The following is a 26,149-nucleotide window of genomic DNA, read 5'->3' as shown; positions in this document are numbered from 1 at the left end:
CCACTGCGCCCGGGCTTGGCAACCGCGAAAGCGGCCGCCCGCCTATTCCGGCAAGGCCAGCGGATCGTCGATCAGCGATTCGGCCAGGAAGTCCATCAATAGCCGGACCTTGGGCGACAGCTGGCGGTTGTGCGGCGTCAGCGCCCAAATGCCCTCGTCCGGCTCGCGGTAATCGGCCAACACCTCGACCAGCTCGCCGCTGCTCAAAAAGCCGGCGACGTAATAGTCGGGCAATTGCGCCAGCCCCAGGCCCAGCCGCGCCGCGTGCGCCAGCGCATGGCCGCTGTTGCAGCGCAAGCTGCCCTTGACCCTCACCTGCCTCCTGCGGCCGCCGTCCTGCAGATGCCAGTGCTCGCCGCTCAGCGACAGGCAGTTGTGGCGCTCCAGGTCCGCCGGCTCCTGCGGCCGGCCGTGCCGCTCCAGATAAGCCGGCGCCGCGCAGACATGATGGCGGCGCGAGGCCAGCCGCCGCGCCATCAGCGTGGAATCGCTCAAATGACCGATGCGGATCGCCAGGTCGTAGCCGTCCTGCACCAGGTCCAGCACTTGGTTGGACAGATTCAGGCTCGCCTCCAGCTGCGGATGGCGCTGCAGAAAACGGGTCAACAACGGCGCGATGTGGCTTTGGCCGTAAGCCAGCGGCGCGGTCAGCTTGAGCTTGCCCTGCGGCTGCGCCTGATGGCGCGAGATCGCCTGCTCCGCCTCCGCCAGCGAATCCAGCAACTGCCGACAGTGGCGCAGATACAACGCGCCGATCTCGGTCAGCGCCTGATGGCGGGTGGTCCGATACAGCAATTTGGCGCCCAAACGCTGCTCCAGCTGCGTGACCTGGCGGCTGACCTGGGCGACGGAAATGCCCAGCGCCTGAGCCGCCTTGGTGAAACTGCCCTGCTCCGCCACGCTGACGAATTCGCAAATGCCTTCCCAACCCAGCATTATTCCACCTCGGAAAAAATCATTTACCAATTGCCACGATTATCTATTCAAACACGAGAAATACAATCAAAGTTTTGCCGCCGCCGGCCTTCAGTCTTTAGACACCAGCGAGCTGCTGGCGGCGATCCAACATCTAGGAGGGCTCATGAGCCAGGACATCATCAAGTGCAAGGCCGCCGTGGCCTGGGCCGCCGGCCAGCCGCTGAGCATAGAAGAAGTGGAAGTGCATCCGCCCCGCGCCGGCGAGGTGCGGGTGAAAATGGTCGCCACCGGCGTTTGCCACACCGACGCCTTCACCCTGTCCGGCGAAGACCCGGAAGGCGTGTTCCCCTGCATCCTGGGCCATGAAGGCGGCGGCATCGTCGAATCCGTCGGCCCCGGCGTCAGCAGCGTGGCCGTGGGCGACCACGTGATCCCGCTGTACACCCCGGAATGCCGCGAGTGCAAATTCTGTCTGTCCGGCAAGACCAATCTGTGCCAGAAGATCCGCGCCACCCAAGGCAAGGGCCTGATGCCGGACGGCAGCACCCGCTTCTCCAAGGACGGCAAGCCCATCTACCACTATATGGGCACCTCCACCTTCGCCGAATACACGGTGTTGCCGGAAATCTCGCTGGCCAAGGTCAACCCGGCCGCGCCGCTGGAGGAAGTCTGCCTGCTGGGCTGCGGCGTCACCACCGGCATGGGCGCGGTGATCAACACCGCCAAGGTCAAGGCCGGCGACAGCGTGGCCATCTTCGGCCTGGGCGGCATCGGCCTGTCCGCCATCATCGGCGCGCGCATGGCCGGCGCCGGCCGCATCATCGGCATCGATATCAACGAGAGCAAGTTCGAACTGGCGAAGAAGCTGGGCGCCAGCGACTGCGTCAATCCCAATGACTTCGACAAGCCCATCCAGGACGTGATCGTGGAGATGACCGACGGCGGCGTCGACTTCTCCTTCGAATGCATAGGCAACGTCAAGGTGATGCGCGCGGCGCTGGAATGCTGCCACAAGGGCTGGGGCGAATCGGTGATCATCGGCGTGGCCGGAGCCGGGCAGGAAATCTCCACCCGCCCGTTCCAGCTGGTCACCGGCCGAGTGTGGCGCGGCTCCGCCTTCGGCGGCGTGCGCGGCCGCAGCGAGCTGCCGGACTATGTGGAACGTTATCTGAAGGGGGAATTCCGCCTGGACGACTTCATCACCCACACCATGCCGCTGGAGCGCGTCAACGAAGCCTTCGATCTGATGCACGAGGGCAAGAGCATCCGTTCCGTGATCCATTACTGAGCCGGAGACGCGCGTGAATCTGGAAAACATCAGTGCCAACAAATCGTTTGGCGGCTGGCATCGGCAGTATCTGCACGATTCGGAAACGCTGGACTGCCGGATGCGCTTCGCCGTCTACCTGCCGCCGCAGGCCGGCGCTAACCAGCGCGTGCCGGTGCTGTACTGGCTGTCCGGCCTGACCTGCACCGACGAGAACTTCATGCAAAAGGCCGGCGCGCAGCGCGTCGCCGCGGAGCTGGGACTGGCCATCGTCGCGCCGGACACCAGCCCTCGCGGCGCGGAGGCGGCCGACGACGAGGCTTTCGACCTGGGCCAGGGCGCCGGCTTCTACCTGAACGCCACCCAGGCGCCGTGGGACCGCCATTACCGGATGTACGACTACGTCAGCCGCGAACTGCCGGCGCTGATCGAGGCCAACTTCCCCGTCACCGGGCAGCGCGCGGTGGCCGGCCACTCCATGGGCGGCCACGGCGCGCTGATCTGCGCGCTGAAGCGGCCGCAGGACTATGTCTCGGCGTCGGCGTTCAGCCCTATCTGCCACCCGGTCAACGCGCCCTGGGGCCAAAAGGCCTTCGCCGCCTATCTGGGCGAAGACCGCGCCGCCTGGGAGGACTGGGACGCCAGCCTGCTGCTCAAGCACGCGCAGCGGCAGCTGCCGCTGCGTGTGGACATCGGCCTGGCCGACAGCTTTCTGGACGTGCAATTGCAACCTGAGGCGCTGGAAACGGCGGCGCGGGACTGCGGCTATCCACTGGAATTGCACCGCCACGCCGAGTACGACCACAGCTATTACTTCGTCGCCAGCCTGATCGAGGAACAGCTGCGCTTCCACGCGCGCCACCTCGGACTATGAGCGCGTGCACGGAAACAGAACGCAAAAAAGCCAGGCGTAGCCTGGCTTTTTTGTTGAATCTGGTGGAGGGAGAAGGATTCGAACCTTCGAAGGCAGAGCCGTCAGATTTACAGTCTGATCCCTTTGACCGCTCGGGAACCCCTCCAGAGAGAGGCGCATAATATAGCTAGTCGACCGCCGCGTCAATCGCCGACGCGCGAAAACCCACCGCGACGCGCCCGCGCCCACCGCTGATTTGGCAAATCTGCGCGCGCGGACGCGCAAGCGCGCCAAGAAAGCCCGCTGTGCCATTGGCATGATCTCGCCATCAGGGACTCGCCCTGACCTCTGGAGACAACAATGCCCAAGCTCCCACTCGCCGCGCTGTGCCTGAGCCTCGCCGCCGCCTTGCTGGCGCAGCCGGCGCTGGCCGCGCCCAAGCTGCAAAAAGCCCCCCACCAAGCGCAGGCCCGGCCGAAGCAAGCGCCGCCGCCGCGGCAATGGCAACAACGCCCGCCAAGCGACGCGCAATCCCGCTACCGCTTGCCGGACGAGCGCACCGTGATCGGCAAGCCCAAAAGCAAGCTGATCCGCCGCGCCGCCGTCGTGCAGTGCCCGGACGTGAAGGCCATGGCCGGCTACAGCGGCGCGGCGCTGGCCAACTACCTGGCCGCCCTGCCCGATTACACCTGCACCTACGGCCTGTTCTCGCTGGACAGCAAACTGGCCGCCACGCTCTACAGCGCGGCCAACCTCAACGCCGTCGCCGGCCGCTTCGCCCAGGAGGCCGCCGCCTACAACGCCGGTTCGATGACCCTGGTCAACCTCACCCTCTACCTGCGCGCCGGCTATTACCTGGCCAGCGGCGGCGCCCTGCCGGCGCTGGACCCCAATCTGCTCACCGTGCTGCGCCCCGGCATCAAGCAGCTGGCCGACGGCAACGCGCTGTTCTCCGCCAACGCCCAGGCCTCCACCACCGCCGGCGAGGTGATGAAGCTGATCACCAATATGGCGGATGAGGCCTACTACTTGCCCAGCATGCGCGCCATCGTGCAGCGCTACACCAATAGCGCCAGCCAGCCCAACGCCGCCCAGGCCCTGCGCGAGACCAGCGCCAGCCAGGGCTTCACCGGCGCGCTGACCGTGTTCTTCTACGCTCACGGTCGCGCCAACGCCGCGCCGCTGCTGCAGAACGACGGCAGCTATTCCGCGGCGCTGACCCGCTTCGCCCTGGCCAACAAGAGCAGCCTGCTCGGCACCGAAAGCGCCTTCCAGCTGGGCGACGCCACCCGCGAAGGGCTGCGCTTCATGCAATATCCGGCGCTGAAGCCGGCGATCAAGCCGCAGGCGCAGGCCATTCTGGCCGGCAGCAGCATGACCGGCGCCGACAACGAGCTGTGGCTGGCCGCCGCCGAAGCGGTCAAGTATTACGACGCCGCCAGCTGCGCCGACTACGGCACCTGCGACTTCGAAACCCGGCTCGCCGACGCCATCCTGGTCAACCGCTACACCTGCAGCGCCAGCATCCGCATCCGCGCCCAGGAAATGAGCGCCGAACAGCTGCAGTCCTCCTGCGCGCTGCTGCAAAAAGAGGAGTCCTATTTCCATCAGATGCTGCAAACCCGCAAACAGCCGGTGGCCAACGACAACAACACCTCGCTGGAAGTGGTGGTGTTCGACGACTACAACAACTACGCCAAATACGCCTCCGTCATCTATGGCATCAGCACCGACAACGGCGGCATGTATCTGGAAGGCGACCCGGCCGCGGCCGGCAACCAGGCGCGCTTCATCGCCCACGAAGCCTCCTGGCTGCGCCCGACCTTCAAAGTCTGGAACCTGGAGCACGAATACATCCACTATCTGGACGGCCGCTTCGACATGTACGGCGACTTCGGCGCCAGCACCCGCCTGCCCACGGTCTGGTGGATTGAGGGACTGGCCGAGTACCTGTCGCTGGGCAACGGCAACCAGCCGGCCATCGACGCCGCCCGCGGCGGCGGCTACACGCTGAGCCAGATCTTCGGCAACACCTACGACATGAGCGACTACGTGACCCGCGCCTACCGCTGGGGCTATATGGCCACCCGCTTCATGATGGAACGCCACCGCGGCGACGTGGACGGCTTCCTCGCCCGCTTCCGCAGCGGCGACTACGCCGGCTACCGCAGCCAGATCCAGCTGATTGGCAGCCGCTACGACGCGGAATTCGCCAGCTGGGCGCAAAGCGCCACCACCGCCGGCCAGCCGCCGCTGCCGTCGGACACCGGCCTGCCGCCGTGCAAGGAGGCCTCGCCCAGCTACCTGGGCAAGAACTGCTCCATCGGCGGCCTCTCCGCCTCCGCTTCCGGCGCGGCCTACGCCACCATCCTGCTGCCGGCCGGCGCGCGCAACCTCAAGCTGTGGACCAGCGGCGGCAGCGGCGACGTCGATCTCTACGTGGCGCAGGACCGCTACCCGACGCCAGGCAATTACGACTACGCGTCCGCCGTCGCCGGCAATGAGGAAAGCGTGGCCATCGCCGCGCCGCAAGCCGGCCGCTGGTACTACCTGACGCTGCAGGCGCGCCAGCCCTTCGCCAACGTCACCGTCAGCGCCAGCTACGACTAAGCCCAAAGCCGCACCCGCCGCGGCTCGTCCGCGGCGGACTTGCAAAATGGGTTGAATTAATGCATTTTGTTTTCAAACAATGCTTAATGAATGACATGAAGATTGGATAGCCCGGCCCGCCTCGCTGGCCGGCCGTCTTTTTGGAGCGCAACACATCGCAAACAGGTCATAAGGACGCCCGCCATGTCCATGCCGCCGCAACGCCCCTACATCGTCAGCGACCCGAGCGCCATGCAGGCGATGGCCGCCCTGTTCGATCAGTTGCCCGACGTGGTGTTCGCGGTCAAGGACCTGGACAGCCGCTACCTGGCCTTGAGCGAGGGCTGCGTCGGACGTTGCGCGCTGCGCAACAAATGGCAGGCGGAAGGGTTGACCGCGCACGAACTGTTCCCCAACGCCATGGCCAACCGCTACCGCAGCCAGGATCTGCAGGTCTTCTCGGAGCGGCGGCCGGTGCGCAACCGGCTGGACCTCACCGTCTACCACGACCGCGCGCCCGGCTGGTGCCTGACCAACAAGCAATCGCTGCACGACCCGGACGGGCGCCTGATCGGACTGGTCTGCATTTCCAAGGACCTGACCGAGCTGACCCGCGAGAAGCTGCTGGACGAGCGCTTCGCCGCCTGCGTCGACCACATCCAGACCCATTTCGACCGCCCTCTGCACCTGGAGGAATTGTGCGATCTGTCCGGCCTCAGCATCGGCCAGATGGACCGCCGCATGAAGCGGGTGTTCCAGGCCAGCGTAGGCGAGTTCATCCGCCGCACCCGGATGGAGGCCGCCTGCCACGCCATCCAGCACAGCGGCCGGCCGCTGGCCGACATCGCCGCCAGTTGCGGTTTTTCCGATCAAAGCGCGCTGACCCGGCTGTGCCGGCAAATGTTCGGCCTCAGCCCGCGCCAATTGCGGCTGCGGACGCCGCCCGGCTTTCCTCATCCAGCAGAGCCCGGTACAAGCCGGGCCGCCGGTCGGCATGCACATGATTGCGCCGGCTGATGAATTTGTCCCGGCTCGCCGCCAGATCCAGTTCCGCCAGCAGCCATTGATCCGCGTCGCGCCCAGGCTCAGCCAGCGCCAGCGGATAGCCATCGGCGTCGACGATCAATGAGCCGCCGGTCCAGTCCACGCCGCGCTCACGGCCATGGCGGTCGCACGCTGCGATCGGCAAGCGGTTGAACGCCGCGTTGGCCTGGGCCTTGAAACGCTCGGCCTGGCGCTCGCCGGGCGGGTGCGGCGACGCAGGCCAGTTGACCGGCGCGCACAACAGCTCGGCGCCGGCCAGGGCCGGCAAGCGCACCCACTCCGGCATTTCCAGGTCGTAGCAGATCATCAAGGCCAGCCGGCCAAAGCGGGTGTCCAGCACCGGCGGCGGCTGACCGCCCGGATCGAAGATCCGCTTCTCGGCGTCCCAGAGATGGGCCTTGCGATAGCAGGCCCGCTCGCCGTCCGGCCCCAGCAGCACCGCGCTGTTGTACAGCCCGCCGTCGGCGCCGGCTTCGCAAAACCCCGCCGCCACCGCCATGCCCAGCCGCCGCGCCAGCGCCGCCCAGGCGGACACGCTGCGGCCGTTGGCCGCCTCCGCCAAGCCCTGCGCCTCCTCGCGGCCGGCGAACACATAGCCGGTATTGGCCAGCTCAGGCAGCACCGCCACCTGCGCGCCCTGTTCCGCCGCCCGCTCCAGCGCCCGCTCCGCGCGCGCCAGATTGCCGTCCACATCGCCAAACACCGGCGCCGTCTGGCAACACGCCACTTTGATCCTGCTCATCTCAACGCTCCCATGCCGGTTTCGCCGCGCCATGGCGGCTCAATGCCCAATAGGCGCCTCCCGACGCCAGCAGCCCCACCGCCAGCGACACGTCCGCGCCGCCCAAGGCCGTCGCAACCGGCCCGGCGTAGCCACCCAGCGCCGCGAAAGGCAGCATGGCCAAGAGGCCGCCAAGATAGGACAGCAGACCGGGGCGCGACCATTGCCCATAGACGCCGTCGGCCAGGAAAATGTCGCGGATCGAATAGCTTCCGCGCCGCACCCAGTAGAAATCCACCAGATTCACCGCGCTCCACGGCACCAGCAAGTACAGCATCAGCGACACAAAGACATTGAAACTGGCCAGGTAGTCCGCGGGCAGGCCCAAGGCCGCCAACCACACCACCATGGCGAAAACCGTGATTCCGGCCACGCGGACCGCCAGTCCCCGCGGCGCCGGCCGCACCGCGTCCAAAGCGCTGAGCCCGGTCAGCAGCGCGCCGTAGAAATTCACCGCCATGATGCCCACCAGGGCCGGCGCGGCGGTCAGCGCCGCCAGCGCGCCAAAGCCCGGGACCAGCGCGTCGCCCAATTGCCGCAAGCCCTGGATGGCGTCCGGCCGCGCCTGCTCTCCGGCCAGCACCGCGCCCAGCGACATCAGCCACAGCGCCGAGCCGGCGGCGCCCAGCCAGGTCCAGCCAATCAGCCGCGCGGCCGGCGTCTCCTCCGGCAAATAACGCGAATAATCCGACACGTACACCGAGTAACTGAGCTGATAGCCCGCCGCCGCCGACAGCTGCGCCAGCATGGCCGGCCAGGCGAAAGCCCCCATCGCCACGCCGCCGGCCGCGGCCAATCGGAAACACAGGGCCGCGCTCAGCGCGCCGAATATCAGGATCAGCGCGCAGGTCAGCCAGCGCTGCACCCCGTGCAGCAGATCGTGGCCGACGATGGAGACGATGCCCGCCGCGGCGATCAACACCGCATAGCTCGCCGGCCTAGGCGCTGCAAACACCACGGCGACGGCGTCGGCGGCCAGGATCACGTCGAACACATTGAAGCCGACATAAACGAAAACCACCGCCAGGAACGGCAAAATGGCGCCGCGGCGGCCGAACTGGGCGCGCGACTGGATCATCTGCGGCAAGCCCAGACGCGGCCCCTGGTTGGCGTGGCAGGCCATCAGCAAGGTGCCCAAGCCCACGCCCAGCGCAATCGCCAGCACGGACCAGCCGACGCCCAGGCCCAGCAAGGGTCCGGCGAAGCCGACCATCATGGTGGTCAGCACGAAATTGCCGGCAAACCAGAACGGCGCCTGATGCCAGGCTTTGCCGCGCCGCTCCGCCGCCGGCACGTGATCGATGGAGCGCGTCTCCAGCCAGCCCTGTTCGCGCCTGTCCCGCTTGTCGTTTTGCTCCATGGCCTCCTCCTGTCCTCCCCGGCCAGGCCGGGGCGAGGAGCCAGTCTAGGCGGCCCTGCGGCGGCAACCCATAGCTAATGCCCAATGTTCATGTTGACGCGGATGAATGCGAGCCCTCGCCCCGCCAGGCCGCCACCGTCGCCAGGCTTTGCCAGGCCGCGCGCAATATCCGCTCGCAGGCCGCGAACGGCGCCTTGCCGCCGTCCATCATCCCGTACATGCCTTCGAACAAGCGCACCAGGAATTCGGCGGCGATGCCCACCTCGATGTCCTGCGGCAGCTCGCCCTGGGCGACGGCGCGCCGCAGTTGGCGGCGCACATAATGCATGCTGGCGCGGTCCATCAGCTCGCGGCGGCGCAGGATGCCGCGGTTTTCCTGATTGCGCTCGCACTTGTGGTACAGAAACTCCGTCACCCGCTGCGCCGGCCCCGGCTCGTGAAACTGGCGCAGGTAATACATGCCCACCGCCACCAGGGTTTCGCCCGCCGACGCCCGCTCCGCCGGGAAACGCAGCGCGTCCAGTTCGAACACGCGGTCCACCATCGCCCGGCACACTTCCATCTTGTTGTCGTAATGGCCGTAGACCGCGCCGCGCGACACCCCGGCCGCGTCGGCGATCTGCGCCATGGTGGCGTTGGCCACGCCCTGCCGCAGAAACACCCGCTCAGCGCCGTCCAGGATCGCGTCCCGGGTTTTTTGCGATTCTTCCTTGGTTTTCCTGGCCATATCCGCCTCTGAACTTTTCCTTCGATGCTACCTCAAAGAATTAATTAATCAACCGTGATTGATTAATTGGATGGACAAGGCCGGCCGCGCTCAAGGCAAGACGCGCCGGCCTTCCCCGTCCCTCGATCTTTTGAAACTCTTCTTAGGCACTCCCATGTCACACACAACAACAAACCACCGCGACCTGGACACGTTGCCGGTGTCCAAACTGTTCTGGCAATACACCATACCCTCCCTCGCCGGCATGCTGGCCACCGGCCTGTACGTGGTCATCGACGGCATCTTCGTCGGCCACTTCGTCGGCAGCCACGGCCTGGCGGCCATTGCGCTGGCCTACCCGCTGGTGATGATGCAAGTAGGCCTGGGCGCCATGCTGAGCATGGGCGCGGCCACCCGCATCGCCATCCTGCAAGGCGGCGGCGACTACGACCGCGCGCGCGCCACCCTGGTGGCGGCGCTGGCGCTGCTGGCGCTGATCAGCCTGGCCATCCCGCTGCTTGGCCTCAGCTATCTGGACACCCTGCTGCAATGGCTGCAAGCCGACAAGCAGCCCATCGTGATGGCGGAGGCGCGCAACTATCTGCAATGGATGCTGGGCGGCGCGCTGTTCACCATGGGCCAGATGGTGGCCACCTATCTGCTGCGCAACGACGGCCGCCCGCGGCTGGCCACGCTGCTGATGGTGATAGGCTCGCTGCTCAACGTGGTGTTCAACTATCTGTTCGTCGGCGTGTTCAAGCTGGGCCTGGCCGGCTCGGCCCAAGCCACGCTGTTGTCCGAATCGGTGGTGATGCTGGCCGGCCTCGGCTATTTCTTCACCCGCCACGCGCGGCTGCGGCTGCGGCCGGCCCAGCTGCGGCTGGACTGGCGCTGCTGCGTCCCGGTCCTGGCGCTGGGCCTGTCCAGCCTGCTGATGGAGTTCAACCTGGCCTTGCTGATGTTCGCCCACAATTTCCAGCTGCTGCGCTGGGGCACGGACCTGAGCGTGGCCGCCTACGCCACCGCCGGCTACAGCGAAGCGCTGTTCACCCTGGTGGTGCACGGGCTGGCGGTGGGCCTGCAACCGCTGCTCAGCCACTCCACCGGCGCCGGCCGGCCGGAGCGCACCCGCGAAGCGCTGCGCTACGGCCTGCGCGTCACCATGCTGCTGGGGCTGACGGCGTTGGCCGTGGTGCAGTTGTTCCCCACCCTGATCGTGCGGATGTACAACAGCGAAGACCTGGCGCTGATCGCCGCCGGCAGCCACGCGCTGCGCCTGCACCTGCTGGCCATGCCTTTTGACGGCCTGGTGATCATCGGCATCCTCGCGCTGCAGGCGATGGCGCTGACGCGGGCGGCGCTGCTGCTGACCATAGGCAAGACCGTGCTGTTGCTGCCGGCCTTGTGGCTGCTGCCGCTGTGGCTGGCGCTGGATGGCGTCTGGCTGGCGATGCCCCTGGTCAACCTGCTGCTGGGCACGGCCGCCGCGCTGGCCTTGTGGGGCGCCTTCCGTCGTCTGAAACGCGAAGAGAACGCGCTGGCAGCCGCCTGATCGCCTCCGTTCTCCACCAAATGGCCGGATTTCCGGCCATTTTTTTTGGGCATGAGCGAACCGGTTTCAATTGCCATTGTCTATACCCTCGCGCGACACTGGCAGCTTGTCCGCCACCCGCCGTCGCGCATCCTTGCACCCATGACCGCAAAAAAAATCGCAGCCTGGCCTTATAGTGATATCAATGCGCTTTCCCCGTCACGGCCCGGCTTACACCACCGTCAATAACAAGGAAAATAAATTGTCTCCGAACACCATTCCCCGCTGGACCGTCGTCACCCCGCTGGTGGCCGGGGGCGCAATCCTGGCAGCATCCTCGATTGCGGCCTCCCCCCTCTTCCTCACCCTGCTGGCGGTGCTGCTGGCCGGCACCGTCTTCGCCGCCGTCCACCACGCCGAAGTGGTGGCGCACAAGGTGGGCGAGCCGTACGGCACGCTGATCCTGGCGCTGGCGGTGACGGTGATCGAGGTGGCGCTGATCGTCTCCTTCATGCTGGCCGGCGGCGAAAGCAAGCTGGCGCTGGCGCGCGACACCATTTTTTCCGCCATCATGATCACCTGCAACGGCATCGTCGGCATCTGCCTGCTGCTGGGCGGCCTGCGCCATCGCGAACAGAACTTCCAGCTCAGCGGCGCCAAAGTGGCGCTGACGGTGCTGGCCGCCATTTCGGTGCTGGCCCTGGTCTTGCCCAACTACGGCACCAGCGAACCCGGCCCGCTGCTGTCCTCGTCGCAACTGGCCTTCACCGGCGTGGTGTCCCTGGTGCTGTACGGCGCCTTCGTCTTTGTGCAAACCATACGCCACCGCGACTACTTCCTGGCGGAAGACAGCCATAGCGAGGACGAGCACGCGCCGCCGCCGTCCATGAAAGTGACGCTGATCAGCCTGGCGCTGCTGCTGGTCTGCCTGGTGGGCGTGGTCAGCCTGGCCAAGCTGCTGTCGCCGTCCATCGAAGGATTCGTGGAAGCCGCCGGCGCGCCGGCCGCCGTGGTGGGCATCATCATCGCCGCGCTGGTGCTGCTGCCGGAAGGCCTGGCCGCCGCCAACGCCGCGCGCGCGGACCGGGTGCAAACCAGCCTCAACCTGGCGCTGGGTTCGGCGCTGGCCTCCATCGGCCTGACCATCCCCACCGTGGCGCTGATCTTCGTGACCATGGGCGAGCCCCTGATCCTGGGCCTGGAAAACAAGGAAACCATCTTCCTGGTGCTGACCCTGCTGGTCAGCTCGATGTCGCTGGCGGTGGGCCGCACCACCATCTTGCAAGGCATCGTCCACCTGGTGATCTTCGCGTCCTTCGTGTTCTTCGCCATCAGCCCCTGAGCGGCCGCGCCGCGCAAAAAAAACCGCCAACCGTTGCCGGCTGGCGGTTTTTTCATGGGCGGACCCGGTTCTCAGAACGTGTTTACGATCTCGCGGGCTAAGGCGAGACAAGGCGAAAACGGCTGAGAAAGCGGAATGTACGCGTGGTACATGAGCATTTCGAAGCGGGCACTCATCGCACAATGCCTCTACCGACGCGCAGCAGATCGTAAGCAGGTTCTCAGGCCCGCATCGCTTCCAGCACCTTGGCGCTGTCCACAATCTGCACGAACTTGACGATCTTGCCGTCGCGCAGCGTGTAGATGTGGGCGAAAGAGGCGACGAAGCCCTTGCCGGTGGCGCGATAGACGCCGTGGTAGAAACCTTGGGCGATCACGTGCTCGCCGGCGTCGTAGAAGCTGTCCACCGCCGCGCGGTAGCCTTCCCACTCGCGGCCCAGCCGCTCGTGCACGTTCTTGACGATGGACTCCGCGCCGACATAGGTGCCGGCGTAGGGGAAGCCGGCGGCTTCGGTCCATTCCGCGTCCGGCGCCAGCGCGGCCAGCAGATTGCGGCCGTTGGCCTCGGAATCGCCTTCGTAGGTGGCGCGGACGATGTCCACATTGCTCAGGTGGCCCTGGCCGGAGGTTTGATTAGCGTTCATGGTCTTCCATCCAAAAATCGGTTTGCTCATGCCCTTCCCTTATCGCTACAGCGCACAGCTGTCCGGGCCGCAGGCCAGCGCCTCCGTCGCGGCCGGGGCCGCGCTGGACGCCGCCTGGCGTAAGCGGGCGCGCCAGGCGTCCGGCCGGCCCAGATAGGCGCCGAGGTCCAGCACCGTCAGCCGGCCGTTTTCCTCCAGCGCCAGCGTGGGGAAGCCCTGGCCGCCCGCTTGGGCCAACAGCCGGCGGCTTTCCTGGAAGTGGGCGTCGGTGGCCGCGCCCTCCTGCCGGCGGTAAGCCGCGGCGAAAGCGTCCGCGTCCAGGCCGATGTCGGCGGCCAACTCGGCCAGCACCGGGAATTCCGCGATGCGGCGGCCTTCGACGAAATGGGCGCGCTGGATGCGGTGCAGCAGTTCCAGCCCGCTGCCGGCCAGCTCCTCCGCCGCCAGTACGGCGGTGGTGGGCGGCGCGGAATCCATCACCGCGCCGTGATCCTTGAGCAAGCCGTCGAAGTAGGCTTCGCCGAAAGGCTGGCCGGAGACTTCGGCGATGCGGCGGTCGTGCGGCAAGACGAACTGACGCCACTCCGGGCTGACCCGGCGGCGATTGGCGCCCACCATCATGCCGCCGCCGTGCAGCGCCACCGTCAGGCCCGGCACGCCGCGCGCGGCTTCCAGCAAGGGCGCGGCGCCGTAGCACCAGCCGCAGAGCGGATCGAAAATAGTGTGCAAAGTGATGCCGGACATGTCGGTTTCCTTTCTTGCGCCGCCCGCGGCGCGGGCGGCCATGCATTCAAATCATCAGGCGTAAACGGCTGCCGGCAGGCGGGCCGTCTACGCGCAACAGCTCGTGAAGCATGAGGGCGGCAAACGAAGCCGCTGCCCTCAGCCCCTTATTGCGGCCACTTCATCTCGCCCTTGAGCACCTTGGCGCTCAGTTCCAGGTCGGACACGCCGTCCAGCTTCGGATAACGCTGCTTCATCGCCGTCACCAGCTCGGCCGAGTTCTTGGCCTTGGGCAGCTCCGCTTCCAGCGTTTTCAGGTAGTCGCTGGTGAACTTCACCGAAGCCAGGGTGTGCGGCGCATTGTTCAGGAAATGGCCCGGCACCACGACCTTGGGCTTCAGCGCCTGCAGGTTCTTCAGCGACTTCTGCCAATCCGCGCGGTCCTTCGGAGTTTGGGTGTCCGCGGTCCAGACATGCATATTGCCGTAGGTCAGCACGCCGCCCATCGCGGTCTTGATCGAAGGGGCCCAGATATAGGTGCGGTCCGGAGTCGGGCCTTTCAGACCCATCACTTGCAGCTTCTGGCCGTCCACTTTCAGGGTGTCGCCCTGAATGGGCTCCGGCACGATCACGGTCTTGGGCGCGTTGTCCTTCAGGATCGGGCCCCAGTAAGCCATCTTGCCGTCCTTGGTGGCCTTGATCGACTCGATGGTGGACGCGGTGGCCAGCACCTTGACGTCCGGGAAGGCGGCCTTGATCACGTCCAGGCCGAAGTAGAAGTCCGGGTCCGGATGGGAGATGAACACGGTGGTCAGCTTCTTGCCGCTGGCCTTGACCTTGGCCACCAGGGCCTCGGCGTCGTTGCGCTGGAACTGAGCGTCGATCAGCACAGCCTCGCTCTTGCCGGTGACCAGTTCCGACGACACCGGGAACAGGCTCTTGGCGCCGGGGTTGTAGACATCGACTTTCAAAGCGTCGGCCTGGGCGAAGGCGGCTGACATCAACAGGGCGCCTGCTACAAAGCTGCCGGAAATGCGGTGTTGGATCATGATGGTTTCCATTTGGTGAATTTGAGATCGGTCGGCTTGGTAGCAAGCCTGATGTGAATCATAGATTGCTATTTTCGAATCAAAAACCGGATAATAAGCAATGGTTAGTTGCATGAATCGAGCAAATCATGGATAGGATCACCGCGGCGCAAGTCTTCGTCACCATTACCGAACGCGGCAGCCTGGTCGCGGCGGCGGACACCCTGGACATGTCGCGGGCGATGATCACCCGCTATCTGGCGGAAATGGAGGAGTGGGCCGGCACTCGGCTATTGCATCGCACCACGCGGCGGCTGAGCCTGACCCCGGCCGGCGAGGAGACGCTGGCGCGGTGCCGGCAGATGCTGGAAATCGCCGGGCAGATGCCGGCGGCCAACAGCGCGGACCCCGGCCAGCCGCAGGGCCTGCTGCGCATCAGCTGCGCGCAGTCCTTGGCCCAGGACGCGCTGGCGGCGGCGGTGACCGAGTTTCTGCGCCGCTATCCGCAAACCGCCATCGATCTGCAGATCAGCAACCGCGCGGTCAATCTGGTGGAAGAAAGAATCGACCTGGCCATCCGCATCACCAACGCGCTGGACCCCAATCTGATCGCCCGGCCGCTGGCCAGCTGCGCGTCGGTGATCTGCGCCTCCCCGGCCTACCTGGCCGCCCACGGCGCGCCCAAGCGGCTGGAGGATTTGTCGCTGCACAACTGTCTGACCTATTCCTATTTCGGCAAGAGCTTGTGGCGCTTCCTGCGTCACGGCGAGCAGTTGGCGGTGCCGGTCAGCGGCAATCTGAGCGCCAATGAGTCCATGGTCTTGTTGTCCGCCACCGCGGCCGGCGCGGGCATTGCCTTGCAGCCCTTGTATTCCGCCGCGCCGCTGATCGCCAGCGGTCAGTTGGTGGCCTTGTTGCCGGAGTATCAGCCGCAAGAGTTGGGCATTTACGGTATTTACGCTTCGCGCCGGCAGATGCCGGCCACCTTGCGGGCGATGCTGGATTTTCTGGTGGAGCGGTTCGCCAGCGATCCGGCCTGGCAGGCGCGTACCGCCGGGGGCTGAGCGGGGGTGGCCGGTGGGCGCTTCGCGGAGCCGAATATGGCAGGTGCAGCGTTTTAATGATTAATCTGTGGAATCCGCTGCGCGGATGATGATTTCCATTGCCGGGGCTGCCCGGCGGGCAGGAAGGGGAATTTGCGCGGCCAAATTCCCCTTCACCCCAAAGGCCGCCCTGCAAGCCTGGCCTGCGGCTTCCCGCCGGGGCCCGTCAGGCCCGAGGCGCGGCTGAACTCGCAGCGCGCTAACGTCGCGCTGCTCGAACAAGCAGCCGCTTAAAACCTCGGGCCTGCCACCCGACGGCAGGCTTGAAGGGACCTAGGGCGCGTCGGATACATACTTTCTTTTAGGAAACAAGACTTATCCACAGATAAGAGCAATGGGCCAAGTTACCCACAAGAATGGCCCACTTCGCTAAACCACCCCTCTTAATTCAAAAAATACCACCTCGTGTAGCGCCCAAGTGTCCCCTCGGGGCGCGCCGGAGAAAAAGAGGTCTGCAAGGTCTTAAGCGGCTGCTTTGTTTGAGCGATTTGACGTTAGCAAATCGCGAGTTCAGCCGCGCCTTGCAGGCCTCTTTTTCTTCGGGGTTTCGCGTCCTGGGGGACGAGGGGGGCTGGAAGGGGGCGGCGGCCCGCCCCCTCCCCGTTCGCCGCGCGGAAAGCGGCACCTAAATCAATATCCGCGTAGCGGATTCAAAACCAGACCATCCAATAAATCAGCCACGCTCAATCAAAGCAACCACCCCACCTTGACCCCGCCCGCCCCCTCGGCAACAATCCCCAGGTTGCCGCCCACATGCGGCACACGGGATTGGCGTCCCGTTATCTACTTACCAATTCTGCTTGCGCGGCATGCCGCGCGGGCTGCTTTACCATGGCCGCGCCATTTGGCAGGCGCATGGTGGGGGAGTGCTATGCACTCGCTGGTTTGGTAAGTAGACCAGTACGCCAATCCTGCCACGCGCCTGCCCAATACCTCAGCCTTCCCCGGCAGGTGGTTTATCTTGTGTCACCGCAGGAGAAACACCATGCAACAGCCTCAAAACTTTCCCCCGCGCCGCCGCTACAAACTGAATGCTCTTGGACAACAGGAAGCGCTGCTGCCCTTCGTCCGCTTCTGCCCCGGCCGCACCTACCCGCATTACTGGCAAATGCCTACGCCCAGCAAGGATCTCCTCGCCAACCACGCCTATGGCCGCGAATACGTCGGCAAAGGCCTGCTCAGTCGCGTGGCGCGCGACATCGATTTTGACGACCGCGACGGCCGCGGCCAGTGGATGGGTTTCTTCAACTATCTGGAAATCATCATGCTGTTGGGCGCTGACCGGGTCCGGGTCTACCGCCATGTAGACAGCCAACACCAGATCTACCTGGCGCTGGGACAGCGCTTCAGCCTGGAAGCGCGCTTCCGCCGCATCCGCCTGCGAAACCGCTAAGCGCCTTGCGGTGGGTATCGCTGCGCTCCACCCACCCTACGGCGGATGGTTTGGTCGGGGGTATTTGTAGGGTGGGTGGAGCCGATAGGCGATACCCACCAAAACCCGCCGCCAAGACCCAAGCATCAATCCCATCGCGTTTCCGCGTGGGTATCGCTACGCTCCACCCACCCTACGGTGGATGGTCTTGTAGGGTGGGTGGAGCCGTAGGCGATACCCACCACACTCCCCCACCGAAAACCAACACTCAAGGCGCGGCCAGGTAATCCTGCAGGCATGTCTGCAAATGCTCGCGCAGCGCCGCCACCGCCGGCGACAGCATCAGACGATGCGGGATCACCAGACACAGCGGCGTGGCCTCGGTCTGCCAATCTTCCAACAGCGGCAGCAAACGGCCGGCGCGCAGATCGTCCAGCGCGTCCAAACGCGATTTATAGGCGATGCCCAAACCCTCCAGCGCCCAGCGCCGCACCACTTCGCCGTCGTCGCTCTGACGGCGGCCGTCCACCGTCACCAGCTCCCGCTGCGGCCCCTGGCTGAAACTCCAGCGCTCGTGCAGCGTCGCGCCCAACACCAGGCGCAGGCATTGATGGCGGCGCAGCTCCTGCGGCGACTGCGGCCGGCCGTGGCGCGCCAGATAGTCCGGCGACGCGCACAGCACCCGCCGGTTGTCCGGCGCCAGCGGCAGGGCCACCAGGCTGGAGTCTTCCGGCACGCCGTAGCGCAGGGCCACGTCCACCGGCTGCCGGTACAGATCCGCCACCCGGTCGCTGATCCGCAATTGCAGGCGCAGGCCGGCGTGCCGCTCCAGGAAGGCGTCCAGCCAGCCGCGCAGCCGGCTGCGCCCCAGGTCCGACGGCATGGACAGCGACAATTCGCCGCTCAAAGCCTGCCGCTGCAAGGCCAGCGCCTGGCCGCCGGCTTCCACCGCCTCCAGCGCGGCGCGCGCATGGGCCAGGTAGCGCTCTCCGGCCAGAGTCAGCCGCAGGCTGCGGGTGGAGCGCGCCAGCAATTGCGCGCCCACGGTTTTTTCCAACCGCTTCAGCGCCGCGCTGGCCACCGCCGGGCTCAGGTCCAGCTGACGCGCGGCGGCGGACAGGCTGCCGTTGTCTGCGGCGCGAACGAACACCTGCAAATCTTCGAAACGGACCATGATCGTCAAAATTTTTTTGAAACTGAATCGAATTCTAGCCGGCTTTTCGTTGCTCCGAATAGGAATAGCATGGACACCATCAAGACCGGGCCATATCGGCCCGCACGCTATGGAGAACACCCTATGAAAGCCGTCGCCTATTACCAGAACCAGCCGATCGAGCATCCGGAATCGCTGCAGGACGTGCAACTGCCCGAGCCCGCCATCGGCGAGCATGATCTGCTGGTGGAGGTCAAAGCCGTCTCGGTGAACCCGGTGGACGCCAAGGTGCGCGCCGGCGCGGCGCCGGAGGCCGGCCAGGCCAAGGTGCTGGGCTGGGACGCCGCCGGCGTGGTGCGCGCGGTGGGCGCCAAGGTCAGCCTGTTCCAGCCCGGCGACAAGGTGTGGTACGCCGGCGCGCTGCACCGCCCCGGCGCCAACAGCGAATTGCACGCGGTGGACGAGCGCATCGTCGGCCGCATGCCGCAGAGCCTGGACTTCGAACAGGCCGCCGCGCTGCCGCTGACCGCCATCACCGCCTGGGAGCTGCTGTTCGACCGGCTGCAAGTGCTGGACAACCGCGCGCCCAGCGGCCGCAGCCTGCTGGTGGTGGGCGCGGCCGGCGGCGTCGGCTCCATCCTGGTGCAGCTGGCGCGTCGGCTGACCGGTCTCACCGTGATCGCCACCGCTTCGCGGCCGGAAACCCAGACCTGGGTCAAGGAGCTGGGCGCCCATCAGGTGATAGACCACCGCCGCCCACTAAGCGAGGAGCTCAAGCGCATCGGCTACGCCAGCGTCGATTACGTGGCCAGCCTGAACCAGACCGACGCCCACTTCAAGGAGATCGTCGCCGCCATCGCGCCGCAGGGCAAGCTGGCGCTGATCGACGATCCGGCGGCGCTGGACGTGCGTGAGCTGAAACGCAAGAGCGTGTCGCTGCATTGGGAGTTCATGTACACCCGCTCGCTGTTCGGCACCGACGACCAGATTCAGCAACACCTGCTCCTGAACCGGCTGGCGGATCTGGTGGACGCCGGCCTGATCCGCAGCACGGTGGCCGAGCGCTTCGGCCGCATCGACGCCGCCAACCTGAAACGCGCTCACGCCTTGCTGGAGAGCAACCGGGCCAAGGGCAAGATCGTGCTCTCGGGTTTCTAAGCACCTGTTTACGATCTGCTGCGCGTCGGCGATACGGCGTTGAAAACGCCTTCGAAATGCTCAGGCACCACTCGTACATTCCGCTTTCTCAGTCGTTTTCGCCTTGTCTCGCCCTTGCTCGCGAGACTTTGAACAGGCTCTAAGAACCGATACACGCCATCGCGCCGGCGGCGGCGTCTCGCCGCCGGCTCCATGCCGCTGCGCTAAGCGCCGCCGGCATGCGTCGAAATCGCTTCACAAGGCGCAGCCGGCGCGGAATAATGGCCTGCTGGCCGTCTTTAACAATCCGGGGAACGAGATCACGAATGCGCACGCTTTCGCCTCCGGCCCCGCCGCTGGCGACGCCGGCCGCGCCGCAGCGCCCGGCCCGCCCCGCCATTCCACCCTCCGTTCCCGCACCGGTCAGACCGGCGGCGCAAGCGTTCCCGGCCGCCAAACCTTTGCGTAATGGCCTATACCAAGCCTGATGCCGGAGCGAAACCGGAGCCGCCGCCCGCGCAACAGAGTACACAGGTTCAGAGACATAACCATGGCGCAAGGCGCAGCCGCGCCGCCATCTGTTGGGATACTCATATGCCTGATGCCAAATCATTGCGGAGCCAGCCGATACAGATCATGTTGCTGGACGATCACCTGATGGTGCTGAACAGCCTGGCCGGCCGCCTGGCCGATGAAACGGACCTGAGCGTGACCGGACAGTTCACCAGCAGCGCGCCGCTGATCCAGCATCTGGCGCAACACGACGGCGTCGACGTCGTGGTCACCGACTACGCGCTCAGCCCCGGCGACATCGACGGCTTCAGTCTGATCCGCGGCCTGCGCCGGCGCTTCGCCCAAGTGCGCATCCTGGTGATGTCGGCCTATTACACCCCGGCCACGGTGGCGCTGGCGCTGCGCTGCGGCGCGCACGGCTTCATCGGCAAGGAACAGAGCCTGGACGAGCTGGTGGCCGCCATCCGCCTGCTGGCCGACGGCCACGGTTATCTGAGCCCGGACATGAGCGCCGCCTTGGACGAAAGCTGCGCCAACCTGCCGGCACCGCAAAAAGCCATGCTGCGCAGCCTGCTGGACCACCCGGAGCTGTCCCCGCGCGAGCGCGAGGTGCTGCGCTGCTGCCTGGACGGCATGACGGTCAGCGACATCGCCGTCAAGTTCTCGCGCAGCATCAAGACCATCAGCAATCAGAAGCAATCCGCGCTGAAAAAGCTGGGCCTGCGCAGCGACAACGAGCTGTTCAAGCTGCAAAGCCGGCTGGCCAGCCACTGAAGCCATGCGCGCGCGCCTCTTGCTGTCCTCCTGTCTGCTGCTGGCCTTCTGCCTGCCCGCCGGTTTCAGCCGCGCCGCCCTCAATCCGGCGGAACGCGCCTGGCTGCTCAAGCACCCGGTGGTGCGCTACGCGATAGACCCGCACGGCTGGCCGATCGAATACATGGAGGACGGCGAGCACCGCGGCCTGACCCAGGCTTATCTGAGCCGCATCTCCGACATCAGCGGCCTGCGCTTCGAACTGGTGCCGGTGGCCAACCGCCAGCAGGCGGTGGACATGATGCTCAGCGGCCGCATCGACCTGCTCACCGCGCTGTCCTCCGGGCTGATTCCGCCGGAAGTGGGCCGGCGCATCCGCTTCAGCGACCCCTACTTCTCCGGCAGCACCGTGCTGGTCACCCAGCCGGACAAGCCCATCGTGTTCAGCACCTCCAAGCTGTCCGACAAGACCATCGCGGTGGAAAGCGGCGACCCCTACGAATACTTCCTGCGCGAGAATTTTCCCGCCGTGGACATCGTGGCCACGCCCACGCCGCTGGCGGCGCTGGACGCGGTGGCGGACGGCAAGGCCTACGCCGCGGTGGGGCTGGACGCGGTGATGCAGTCCGTGATCCGCCGCCGTTATTACGGCTCGCTGCGCATCGCCGGCAGCGTCAGCGAAATGCCCAGACTGGTGTCGATGGCGGTGAACAAGGACCAGCCGCAGCTGCTGTCCATCATCAACGGCTCGCTGGCGCAGCTGACCGCGGACGACACCCAGCACATGCTGGAAGACTGGCTGCAGACCACCGACTACGGCGCGCCGTCCTGGCGCTCCATCGGCCGCTACTACGCGCTGGAGCTGGCCGGCGTCGGCCTGGTCTTGCTGTTGCTGCTGCTGTTCGCCCAGCGCGCCCACGCCGCGCGCCGCGCCGCCCAGCGCAGCGAGGCGGAGAAATCGACCTTCCTCGCGGTGATGAGTCATGAAATCCGCACGCCGATGAACGCGGTGCTGGCCTCGGTGGAGCTGCTGCGCCAGGCCGAGCTGCCGCCGCGCGAACGCGAGCTGGCGGCGCTGGCCAACGCCTCGGCGGTGAATCTGCTGGAGCTGCTGGACAATGTGCTGGACGTGTCCAAGCTCAACGCCCGGCGGCTGCGGCTGGAACCGGTGGCCACCGACGCGGCGGCGCTGGCCAGCGGCGTGGCGGCGATCTATCGCGCCTGCGCGGAAAAGAAAGGGCTGGAACTGCAACTGGAAATGCAGGACCTGTGCCGCCGCCTGCTGGTGGTGGACCCGGTGCGCCTGCGCCAGATCCTGAGCAATCTGCTCAGCAACGCGGTCAAGTTCACGCGTCAGGGCAAGGTGTGCCTGAAGCTGGAACTGCAGGAAATAGAGAAGGAACGGGCGCTGCTGTGCGTCCAGGTCAGCGACACCGGCATCGGCATCGCGCCGGAACAACAGGCCCGCTTGTTTCGCGAATACGCGCAGGCGGACAATACCCAACAGCGCTACGGCGGCACCGGGCTGGGCTTGCTGATCTGCCGGCAGTTGGTGGAGCTGATGTCCGGCCGCATCGCGCTGGACAGCCTGCCGGAGCGCGGCACCACGGTGACGCTGTGGTTGCCGGTGCGCCATGCGCCGGCCGAAGCCGAAACGAACGCCGAGCCGGACGCCGCCAGCGCGCCGGCGGCGCTCAAGGAGTCCTGCGATCCCATCCTGGTGGTGGAGGACCAGCCGGCCAACCGCTTCATCATCGCCCAACAGCTGCTGCAACTGGGCTACCGCGCGGTGACGGCGGACAACGGCGCCGCCGCGCTGGCCTTGCTGGATCAGGGCCAGCGCTTCGCCATGGCGCTGCTGGACTGCAATCTGCCCGGCATCAGCGGCTATCAACTGGCGCTGCGGCTGCGCCGCCACCCGGCGCTGCAGTGGCAGCCCTATCTGCCCATCATCGCCATCTCGGCGACCACCGGCATAGAACACCAGCAGCGTTGCCTGGACAGCGGCATAGACAGCTGCCTGACCAAGCCCTTGCGGCTGGCCCAGCTGGAGCAGATCATGACGCTGTGGCTGGACCACCGTCCCGGTCCGTCGCCGGCCGCGCCGGCGCCGCCCGACGACGAGCTGACGCAGTTGCTGAGCCACAGCTGCGACGCCGACGCCGCCGCGCTGCGCCAGGCCTTGCAGGCGCGGGACTGGCCGCAGGCGGAGCACTACGCGCACCGCCTGCACGGCGTGGCGCTCAGCGCCGGCCTGCCGCGCTTGCCGGCGCTGGCGGCGGAAATGCAGACCGCGCTGCGCCAGCCGCAGCCGGACTCAGGCCGGCTGCAGGACCTGCTTCAAACGCTGGAGGCGGCGTTGCCGCAGCCGGCGCCCAGCGGCGACTGAGCGAGGCGGCGCGCCAGCTGCCGCTCCACCACCTGGCAAACATGGGCCACGGTCTTGATGTCGACGATGTCGTCGACGCCGATCTCGATGCCGAACTCGTCGTTCAGCAACAGCACCATGTCCAGCAGCTCCATCGAGTCCGCGTACAACTCGTCCACCAGCAAGGCCTGCGGCTGCAGCTTGGACTCCTCCACCGACAAACAGCAAGCCATCACCGCCACCACTTGTTGCTCAAGACTGATTGCCACGGTTGCGCTCCCGGATGCGGTTGGGGTCGAGATGCAGGCCGTCGGTGGTCAGGGTGATCTCAGAGGCGGCGCTGCGCTGCGTTTTACGCTGCGCATTGCCGTCATCGCGGAGTTGCCGCTGAGTGGCGGCGTCAAGACCCACCGCGTCCAGCAAACCCAGCACCAACGGGTTCTCCGGCTGCCCCTTGGTCAGCAGATAACCCTCCTTGATCAAATTGCCCGCAAAGCGGTTCAAGGCTTCGCGTCGTCCCGCCAGCCCCTGGTGCGTGGCCAGCACCTGCTGCAAGCGCTCCGCCGCCTTGGCCTGGGCATCCGTCTGCGTGCCATTGGCGAACACGGTCAACAAGCCCGTTTGCCCGCTTCTGGCGTCCGGCAAGGCCTGCTTGCGCAAAGCATCGAATTCACGCTGCTGCGCGCTTGGGTTCCACTCCGGAGCCAACACGCTGCGCGCCGCACGCAATAACTCGACCTCGCCATTCAAGGCCATGCCTTGCTGGCGCAGGGAGCTCAGCGTCGGCAGGGTCGGCATATTGCCGAAGCGCAGCAGATTGAAACCGCCGGCAGGCCGGGTATCGGCCGGTGTCGCGGCTTGCGCTGTCGCGGCCGACTGAAGCGGCGGCGGCGTGCCGCTGGGAGACGATGCGGCAGGGTTCTCGAGCTCGCTCGGCTGGGCGTCGTTGCCGTTCAGCATCCCTTGCAGGAAGGCTTGCCGGCGCAGATCCATCGCCTTGGGCTCTGTGTGCGCCGCTTCCGCGCCGCCATCGGCCAGAACCGGCGGCGTATCCGTCCGCGTCGGCACCGTCAGCGGCTGGCTGTATTGCGTGGCGGCGTTGGCCACCGGCTGGCTGGAGGCTTGCAGGACATTGGGCTGCTCTCTTAGCTCTCTTAGCAAAGCCCCTTCCACGCGCGGGCTGTTGCCGCCCGCCAGCGTTTGGGCCGTGGCCGGCGCCTGGACGGATGCCCAGTTCAGCAAGCGCAGGATGACGCAGTCCTTGTCGCCATCGAATTTAGCGATGCTGGTCAAGCGCGCCGTTTTCAGGATCTGGCCGCGCAGCTGCGTCTGCTGCGGGTGCTGTTCCAAGCCTTGACGCAATTGCTGCCATTGCGTCTCCGGCATGGCCCTACCATAAAGCTTTCCGCCCACGCTTGAGCCGGGTTCGGGCAAAAAGGCATCCCGCGCCTGCACCAGGGGGCCGCGATCCAGCTCGCCGCGGCTGTCCAGCAGCATGGCGGTGCGAATGTCCTGCGCCAACGCGCCGGCCGCCTTGTTGGCATCGGACTGGTAAATGACGGACTTCAACACCACCTCGGGGAAGCTGCTGCGCCACTGCTTGAAAGACAGCGGAGGAGCGGCGGCGGTGTCGTCGGCCTGCGTGGACGCGTCCACGGGGATCACCCCGCGCTCGGCATCCGTCGAGCCGACGTTGACGCGCGACCTATCCAGATCCGTCACCGGCGTTTTCACTTCGGTCGTACGCGCCGTTCCGTCGCGGCCGTCGGCCGCATCCGTTTGCGTCTCCATGGAGCGGAACGAGCGCCCCGCGCCATCGCCAGACGCGGGCGCGCGGCGGGTCTGCTCGTCGCCGCTCGCAGTCCCGCGCTGAGCGCCTTGCTGATGCTGATGCATCTTCAGATTCAAACGTTGCACCAGCCTGCTCGGATCTCGCCGTCCTCGGGCGGGCCGCTGGCTGCGGCTGCTGTTGCCACTATCGGAGGTATTGCCGCTATCCGTGATATTCACGCTGTTATCGATGGTGATGCCACCGACATTGATGGTGATGTTGGGCCCGCCCGCCGGCGCGGCGGAAGGATCGGGTTTTGGAGTGGCCGGCCCTTTGGGCGCGTCGGGAAGATCCGGCTTCGCCTGCGGCGGCGCTTCCTGACCCAGTCCCGCCAGCACGCTGCGCAGCAATTGCGGCAGAATCGCCACGGTGTCGAGATCGCGCGCCTGCCGGCCCAGGCTCGGGCCGCTCAGCCCCAGCATCTCGCCGCGGCTCTGGCGCAGCGCGTTGAAAGCCAGCCCCGCCGCGCTGTCCACCAGCTCCATCACTTTCTCGCCGGTAGCCGCATCCAGTGAACGCCCCAGCTGAGTCTCCACATAGGACAGGATGAAGGTGCTGACCTCGCGCTGCATGAAGTCGTTGCCCAGCTTCATGGTGTCGCCGCCGCAATGCTCGTGCGCCAGCTGCGCCAACTTGTGCTCCAGCTGGTTGCGCAGCTGGTATTGCTTATTGGTGCTCTGGGTCCACGGACCAAAGGCGGATTTGGCGCCCAAGCCGTCTTTCTGGATGCGGGCGGTGTATTGCTGCGCCAGATCGTCCAGAGATTTGGCGTCCTGCGGGCTCAGATCCGGCTGCTGCTTCAACTGCGCATAAACCTTGGCGAACTCCGCAATTTCCAATTGGGCGTAGACATTGGGCGAAGCCAGGTAGAGCTTGTCCAGCGCCTTGGCGTCCGTCGAGGCGGCGAACAAGGCCGCCACGCTGTCTCGGGTGTGCTGGGCCTTGAAGCTGGCCGGATCCATCAGCGAGTGGCGGCGCGCCGGCGTGGCGGCGCTGCTGCGCCCGCCGTTGAAACGCTCGGAGAGCGGGGTGGCCGGCCGCCGCGACGCGTCCGCCGGCATGGACAGAGAGCGCGTCAGAAGGGGGGATGCTCCGCTAATGGGCATGGTGTGGTTCTCCTTAGCCTTATAGAGC

21 protein-coding genes and 1 tRNA gene are annotated in these 26,149 nt (G+C 66.3%); 11 read left to right on the top strand and 11 right to left on the bottom strand.

All coding sequences use genetic code 11. The annotated features are described in order from the left end of the window. Positions 1-42: 42 nt before the first annotated feature. Positions 43-936, bottom strand: coding sequence for a LysR substrate-binding domain-containing protein (locus tag JW897_RS01505; RefSeq protein ID WP_048413129.1), 894 nt, complete (start codon positions 934-936; stop codon positions 43-45). 145 nt (positions 937-1,081) lie between these two features. Between JW897_RS01505 and JW897_RS01500 the strand changes: the two genes are divergently transcribed. Next, positions 1,082-2,206: an S-(hydroxymethyl)glutathione dehydrogenase/class III alcohol dehydrogenase gene (locus JW897_RS01500; protein WP_048413128.1), complete on the top strand. Its 1,125-nt coding sequence runs from the start codon at positions 1,082-1,084 to the stop codon at positions 2,204-2,206. 19 nt (positions 2,207-2,225) lie between these two features. Next, the gene (gene fghA / locus JW897_RS01495; RefSeq protein WP_205465202.1) at positions 2,226-3,059 is read left to right on the top strand and encodes an S-formylglutathione hydrolase; all 834 of its coding nucleotides are present in this window, start codon (positions 2,226-2,228) and stop codon (positions 3,057-3,059) included. Positions 3,060-3,119: 60 nt separating this feature from the next. On the opposite strand, the gene JW897_RS01490 is transcribed toward fghA, so the two are convergent. Then, positions 3,120-3,204 (bottom strand) — tRNA-Tyr (locus JW897_RS01490). A 194-nt stretch (positions 3,205-3,398) separates the two neighbouring features. Between JW897_RS01490 and JW897_RS01485 the strand changes: the two genes are divergently transcribed. Both JW897_RS01485 and JW897_RS01480 read left to right on the top strand, forming a co-directional pair. Then, a complete protein-coding gene (locus JW897_RS01485) occupies positions 3,399-5,648 on the top strand; it encodes a M9 family metallopeptidase (protein WP_205464948.1) in 2,250 nt (749 codons plus the stop codon). 183 nt (positions 5,649-5,831) lie between these two features. Further along, positions 5,832-6,644, top strand: a complete 813-nt coding sequence (locus JW897_RS01480; protein WP_240352032.1) for an AraC family transcriptional regulator — start codon at positions 5,832-5,834, stop codon at positions 6,642-6,644. Here the strand turns inward: JW897_RS01480 and JW897_RS01475 are convergent. The 3 genes from JW897_RS01475 to JW897_RS01465 all read right to left on the bottom strand — a co-directional run bounded on the left by JW897_RS01475 (position 6,538) and on the right by JW897_RS01465 (position 9,539). Beyond that, on the bottom strand, positions 6,538-7,413 hold the full coding sequence (locus JW897_RS01475) for a nitrilase-related carbon-nitrogen hydrolase (RefSeq protein WP_205464947.1): 876 nt from the start codon (positions 7,411-7,413) through the stop codon (positions 6,538-6,540). The genes JW897_RS01480 and JW897_RS01475 overlap by 107 nt on opposite strands. A gap of 1 nt (position 7,414) precedes the next feature. Next, positions 7,415-8,812 (bottom strand): purine-cytosine permease family protein, encoded by a 1,398-nt coding sequence (locus tag JW897_RS01470; RefSeq protein WP_205464946.1) that lies wholly within the window; start codon positions 8,810-8,812, stop codon positions 7,415-7,417. Positions 8,813-8,900: 88 nt separating this feature from the next. Beyond that, the gene (locus JW897_RS01465) at positions 8,901-9,539 is read right to left on the bottom strand and encodes a TetR family transcriptional regulator (protein WP_205464945.1); all 639 of its coding nucleotides are present in this window, start codon (positions 9,537-9,539) and stop codon (positions 8,901-8,903) included. Positions 9,540-9,693: 154 nt separating this feature from the next. Here JW897_RS01465 and JW897_RS01460 point away from each other — a divergent pair, with 154 nt between their 5' ends. Both JW897_RS01460 and JW897_RS01455 read left to right on the top strand, forming a co-directional pair. Next, positions 9,694-11,070, top strand: coding sequence for an MATE family efflux transporter (locus JW897_RS01460; RefSeq protein ID WP_205464944.1), 1,377 nt, complete (start codon positions 9,694-9,696; stop codon positions 11,068-11,070). 241 nt (positions 11,071-11,311) lie between these two features. After that, entirely contained in the window at positions 11,312-12,391 is a 1,080-nt protein-coding gene (locus tag JW897_RS01455) for a calcium:cation antiporter (protein ID WP_205464943.1), read from the top strand. 220 nt (positions 12,392-12,611) lie between these two features. Here JW897_RS01455 and JW897_RS01450 read toward each other — a convergent pair whose 3' ends face one another. The 3 genes from JW897_RS01450 to JW897_RS01440 form a co-directional block, all read right to left on the bottom strand. Beyond that, positions 12,612-13,034: a nuclear transport factor 2 family protein gene (locus JW897_RS01450; RefSeq protein WP_048413123.1), complete on the bottom strand. Its 423-nt coding sequence runs from the start codon at positions 13,032-13,034 to the stop codon at positions 12,612-12,614. A gap of 45 nt (positions 13,035-13,079) precedes the next feature. Continuing rightward, complete coding sequence (locus JW897_RS01445) at positions 13,080-13,778, bottom strand: DsbA family protein (RefSeq protein ID WP_205464942.1); 699 nt, start codon at positions 13,776-13,778, stop codon at positions 13,080-13,082. A gap of 146 nt (positions 13,779-13,924) precedes the next feature. After that, positions 13,925-14,806, bottom strand: a complete 882-nt coding sequence (locus tag JW897_RS01440) for an MBL fold metallo-hydrolase (RefSeq protein WP_205464941.1) — start codon at positions 14,804-14,806, stop codon at positions 13,925-13,927. A 128-nt stretch (positions 14,807-14,934) separates the two neighbouring features. Here JW897_RS01440 and JW897_RS01435 point away from each other — a divergent pair, with 128 nt between their 5' ends. Next, complete coding sequence (locus tag JW897_RS01435) at positions 14,935-15,849, top strand: LysR family transcriptional regulator (RefSeq protein WP_205464940.1); 915 nt, start codon at positions 14,935-14,937, stop codon at positions 15,847-15,849. Between the two features lie 1,024 nt (positions 15,850-16,873). Beyond that, entirely contained in the window at positions 16,874-17,281 is a 408-nt protein-coding gene (locus tag JW897_RS01430; protein WP_205464939.1) for a hypothetical protein, read from the top strand. 247 nt (positions 17,282-17,528) lie between these two features. Here JW897_RS01430 and JW897_RS01425 read toward each other — a convergent pair whose 3' ends face one another. Continuing rightward, positions 17,529-18,434 carry a LysR family transcriptional regulator gene (locus JW897_RS01425; protein ID WP_240352031.1) on the bottom strand — a complete coding sequence of 302 codons (906 nt, stop codon included), beginning with the start codon at positions 18,432-18,434 and terminating at the stop codon, positions 17,529-17,531. Positions 18,435-18,557: 123 nt separating this feature from the next. On the opposite strand from JW897_RS01425, the gene JW897_RS01420 reads away from it, so the two are divergent. The 3 genes from JW897_RS01420 (at position 18,558) to JW897_RS01410 (ending at position 23,205) form a co-directional block, all read left to right on the top strand. Next, the gene (locus JW897_RS01420; protein WP_205464937.1) at positions 18,558-19,571 is read left to right on the top strand and encodes a zinc-binding alcohol dehydrogenase family protein; all 1,014 of its coding nucleotides are present in this window, start codon (positions 18,558-18,560) and stop codon (positions 19,569-19,571) included. Positions 19,572-20,144: 573 nt separating this feature from the next. Continuing rightward, positions 20,145-20,837, top strand: coding sequence for a response regulator (locus JW897_RS01415; protein ID WP_048413118.1), 693 nt, complete (start codon positions 20,145-20,147; stop codon positions 20,835-20,837). 4 nt (positions 20,838-20,841) lie between these two features. After that, positions 20,842-23,205 carry an ATP-binding protein gene (locus tag JW897_RS01410; protein ID WP_048413117.1) on the top strand — a complete coding sequence of 788 codons (2,364 nt, stop codon included), beginning with the start codon at positions 20,842-20,844 and terminating at the stop codon, positions 23,203-23,205. Here the strand turns inward: JW897_RS01410 and JW897_RS01405 are convergent. After that, complete coding sequence (locus JW897_RS01405) at positions 23,157-23,453, bottom strand: acyl carrier protein (protein ID WP_156187778.1); 297 nt, start codon at positions 23,451-23,453, stop codon at positions 23,157-23,159. The two genes, JW897_RS01410 and JW897_RS01405, sit on opposite strands and share 49 nt — an antisense overlap. After that, positions 23,437-26,121 carry a hypothetical protein gene (locus JW897_RS01400; RefSeq protein ID WP_205464936.1) on the bottom strand — a complete coding sequence of 895 codons (2,685 nt, stop codon included), beginning with the start codon at positions 26,119-26,121 and terminating at the stop codon, positions 23,437-23,439. The genes JW897_RS01405 and JW897_RS01400 overlap by 17 nt, the downstream gene beginning before the upstream one ends. Positions 26,122-26,149 lie beyond the last annotated feature (28 nt).

This window comes from Chromobacterium alkanivorans (genome assembly GCF_016937655.1).
Lineage (GTDB): Bacteria > Pseudomonadota > Gammaproteobacteria > Burkholderiales > Chromobacteriaceae > Chromobacterium > Chromobacterium alkanivorans.
Note: the sequence above shows the minus strand (reverse complement) of the source record. Positions and strands in the feature narration are given on the sequence as shown.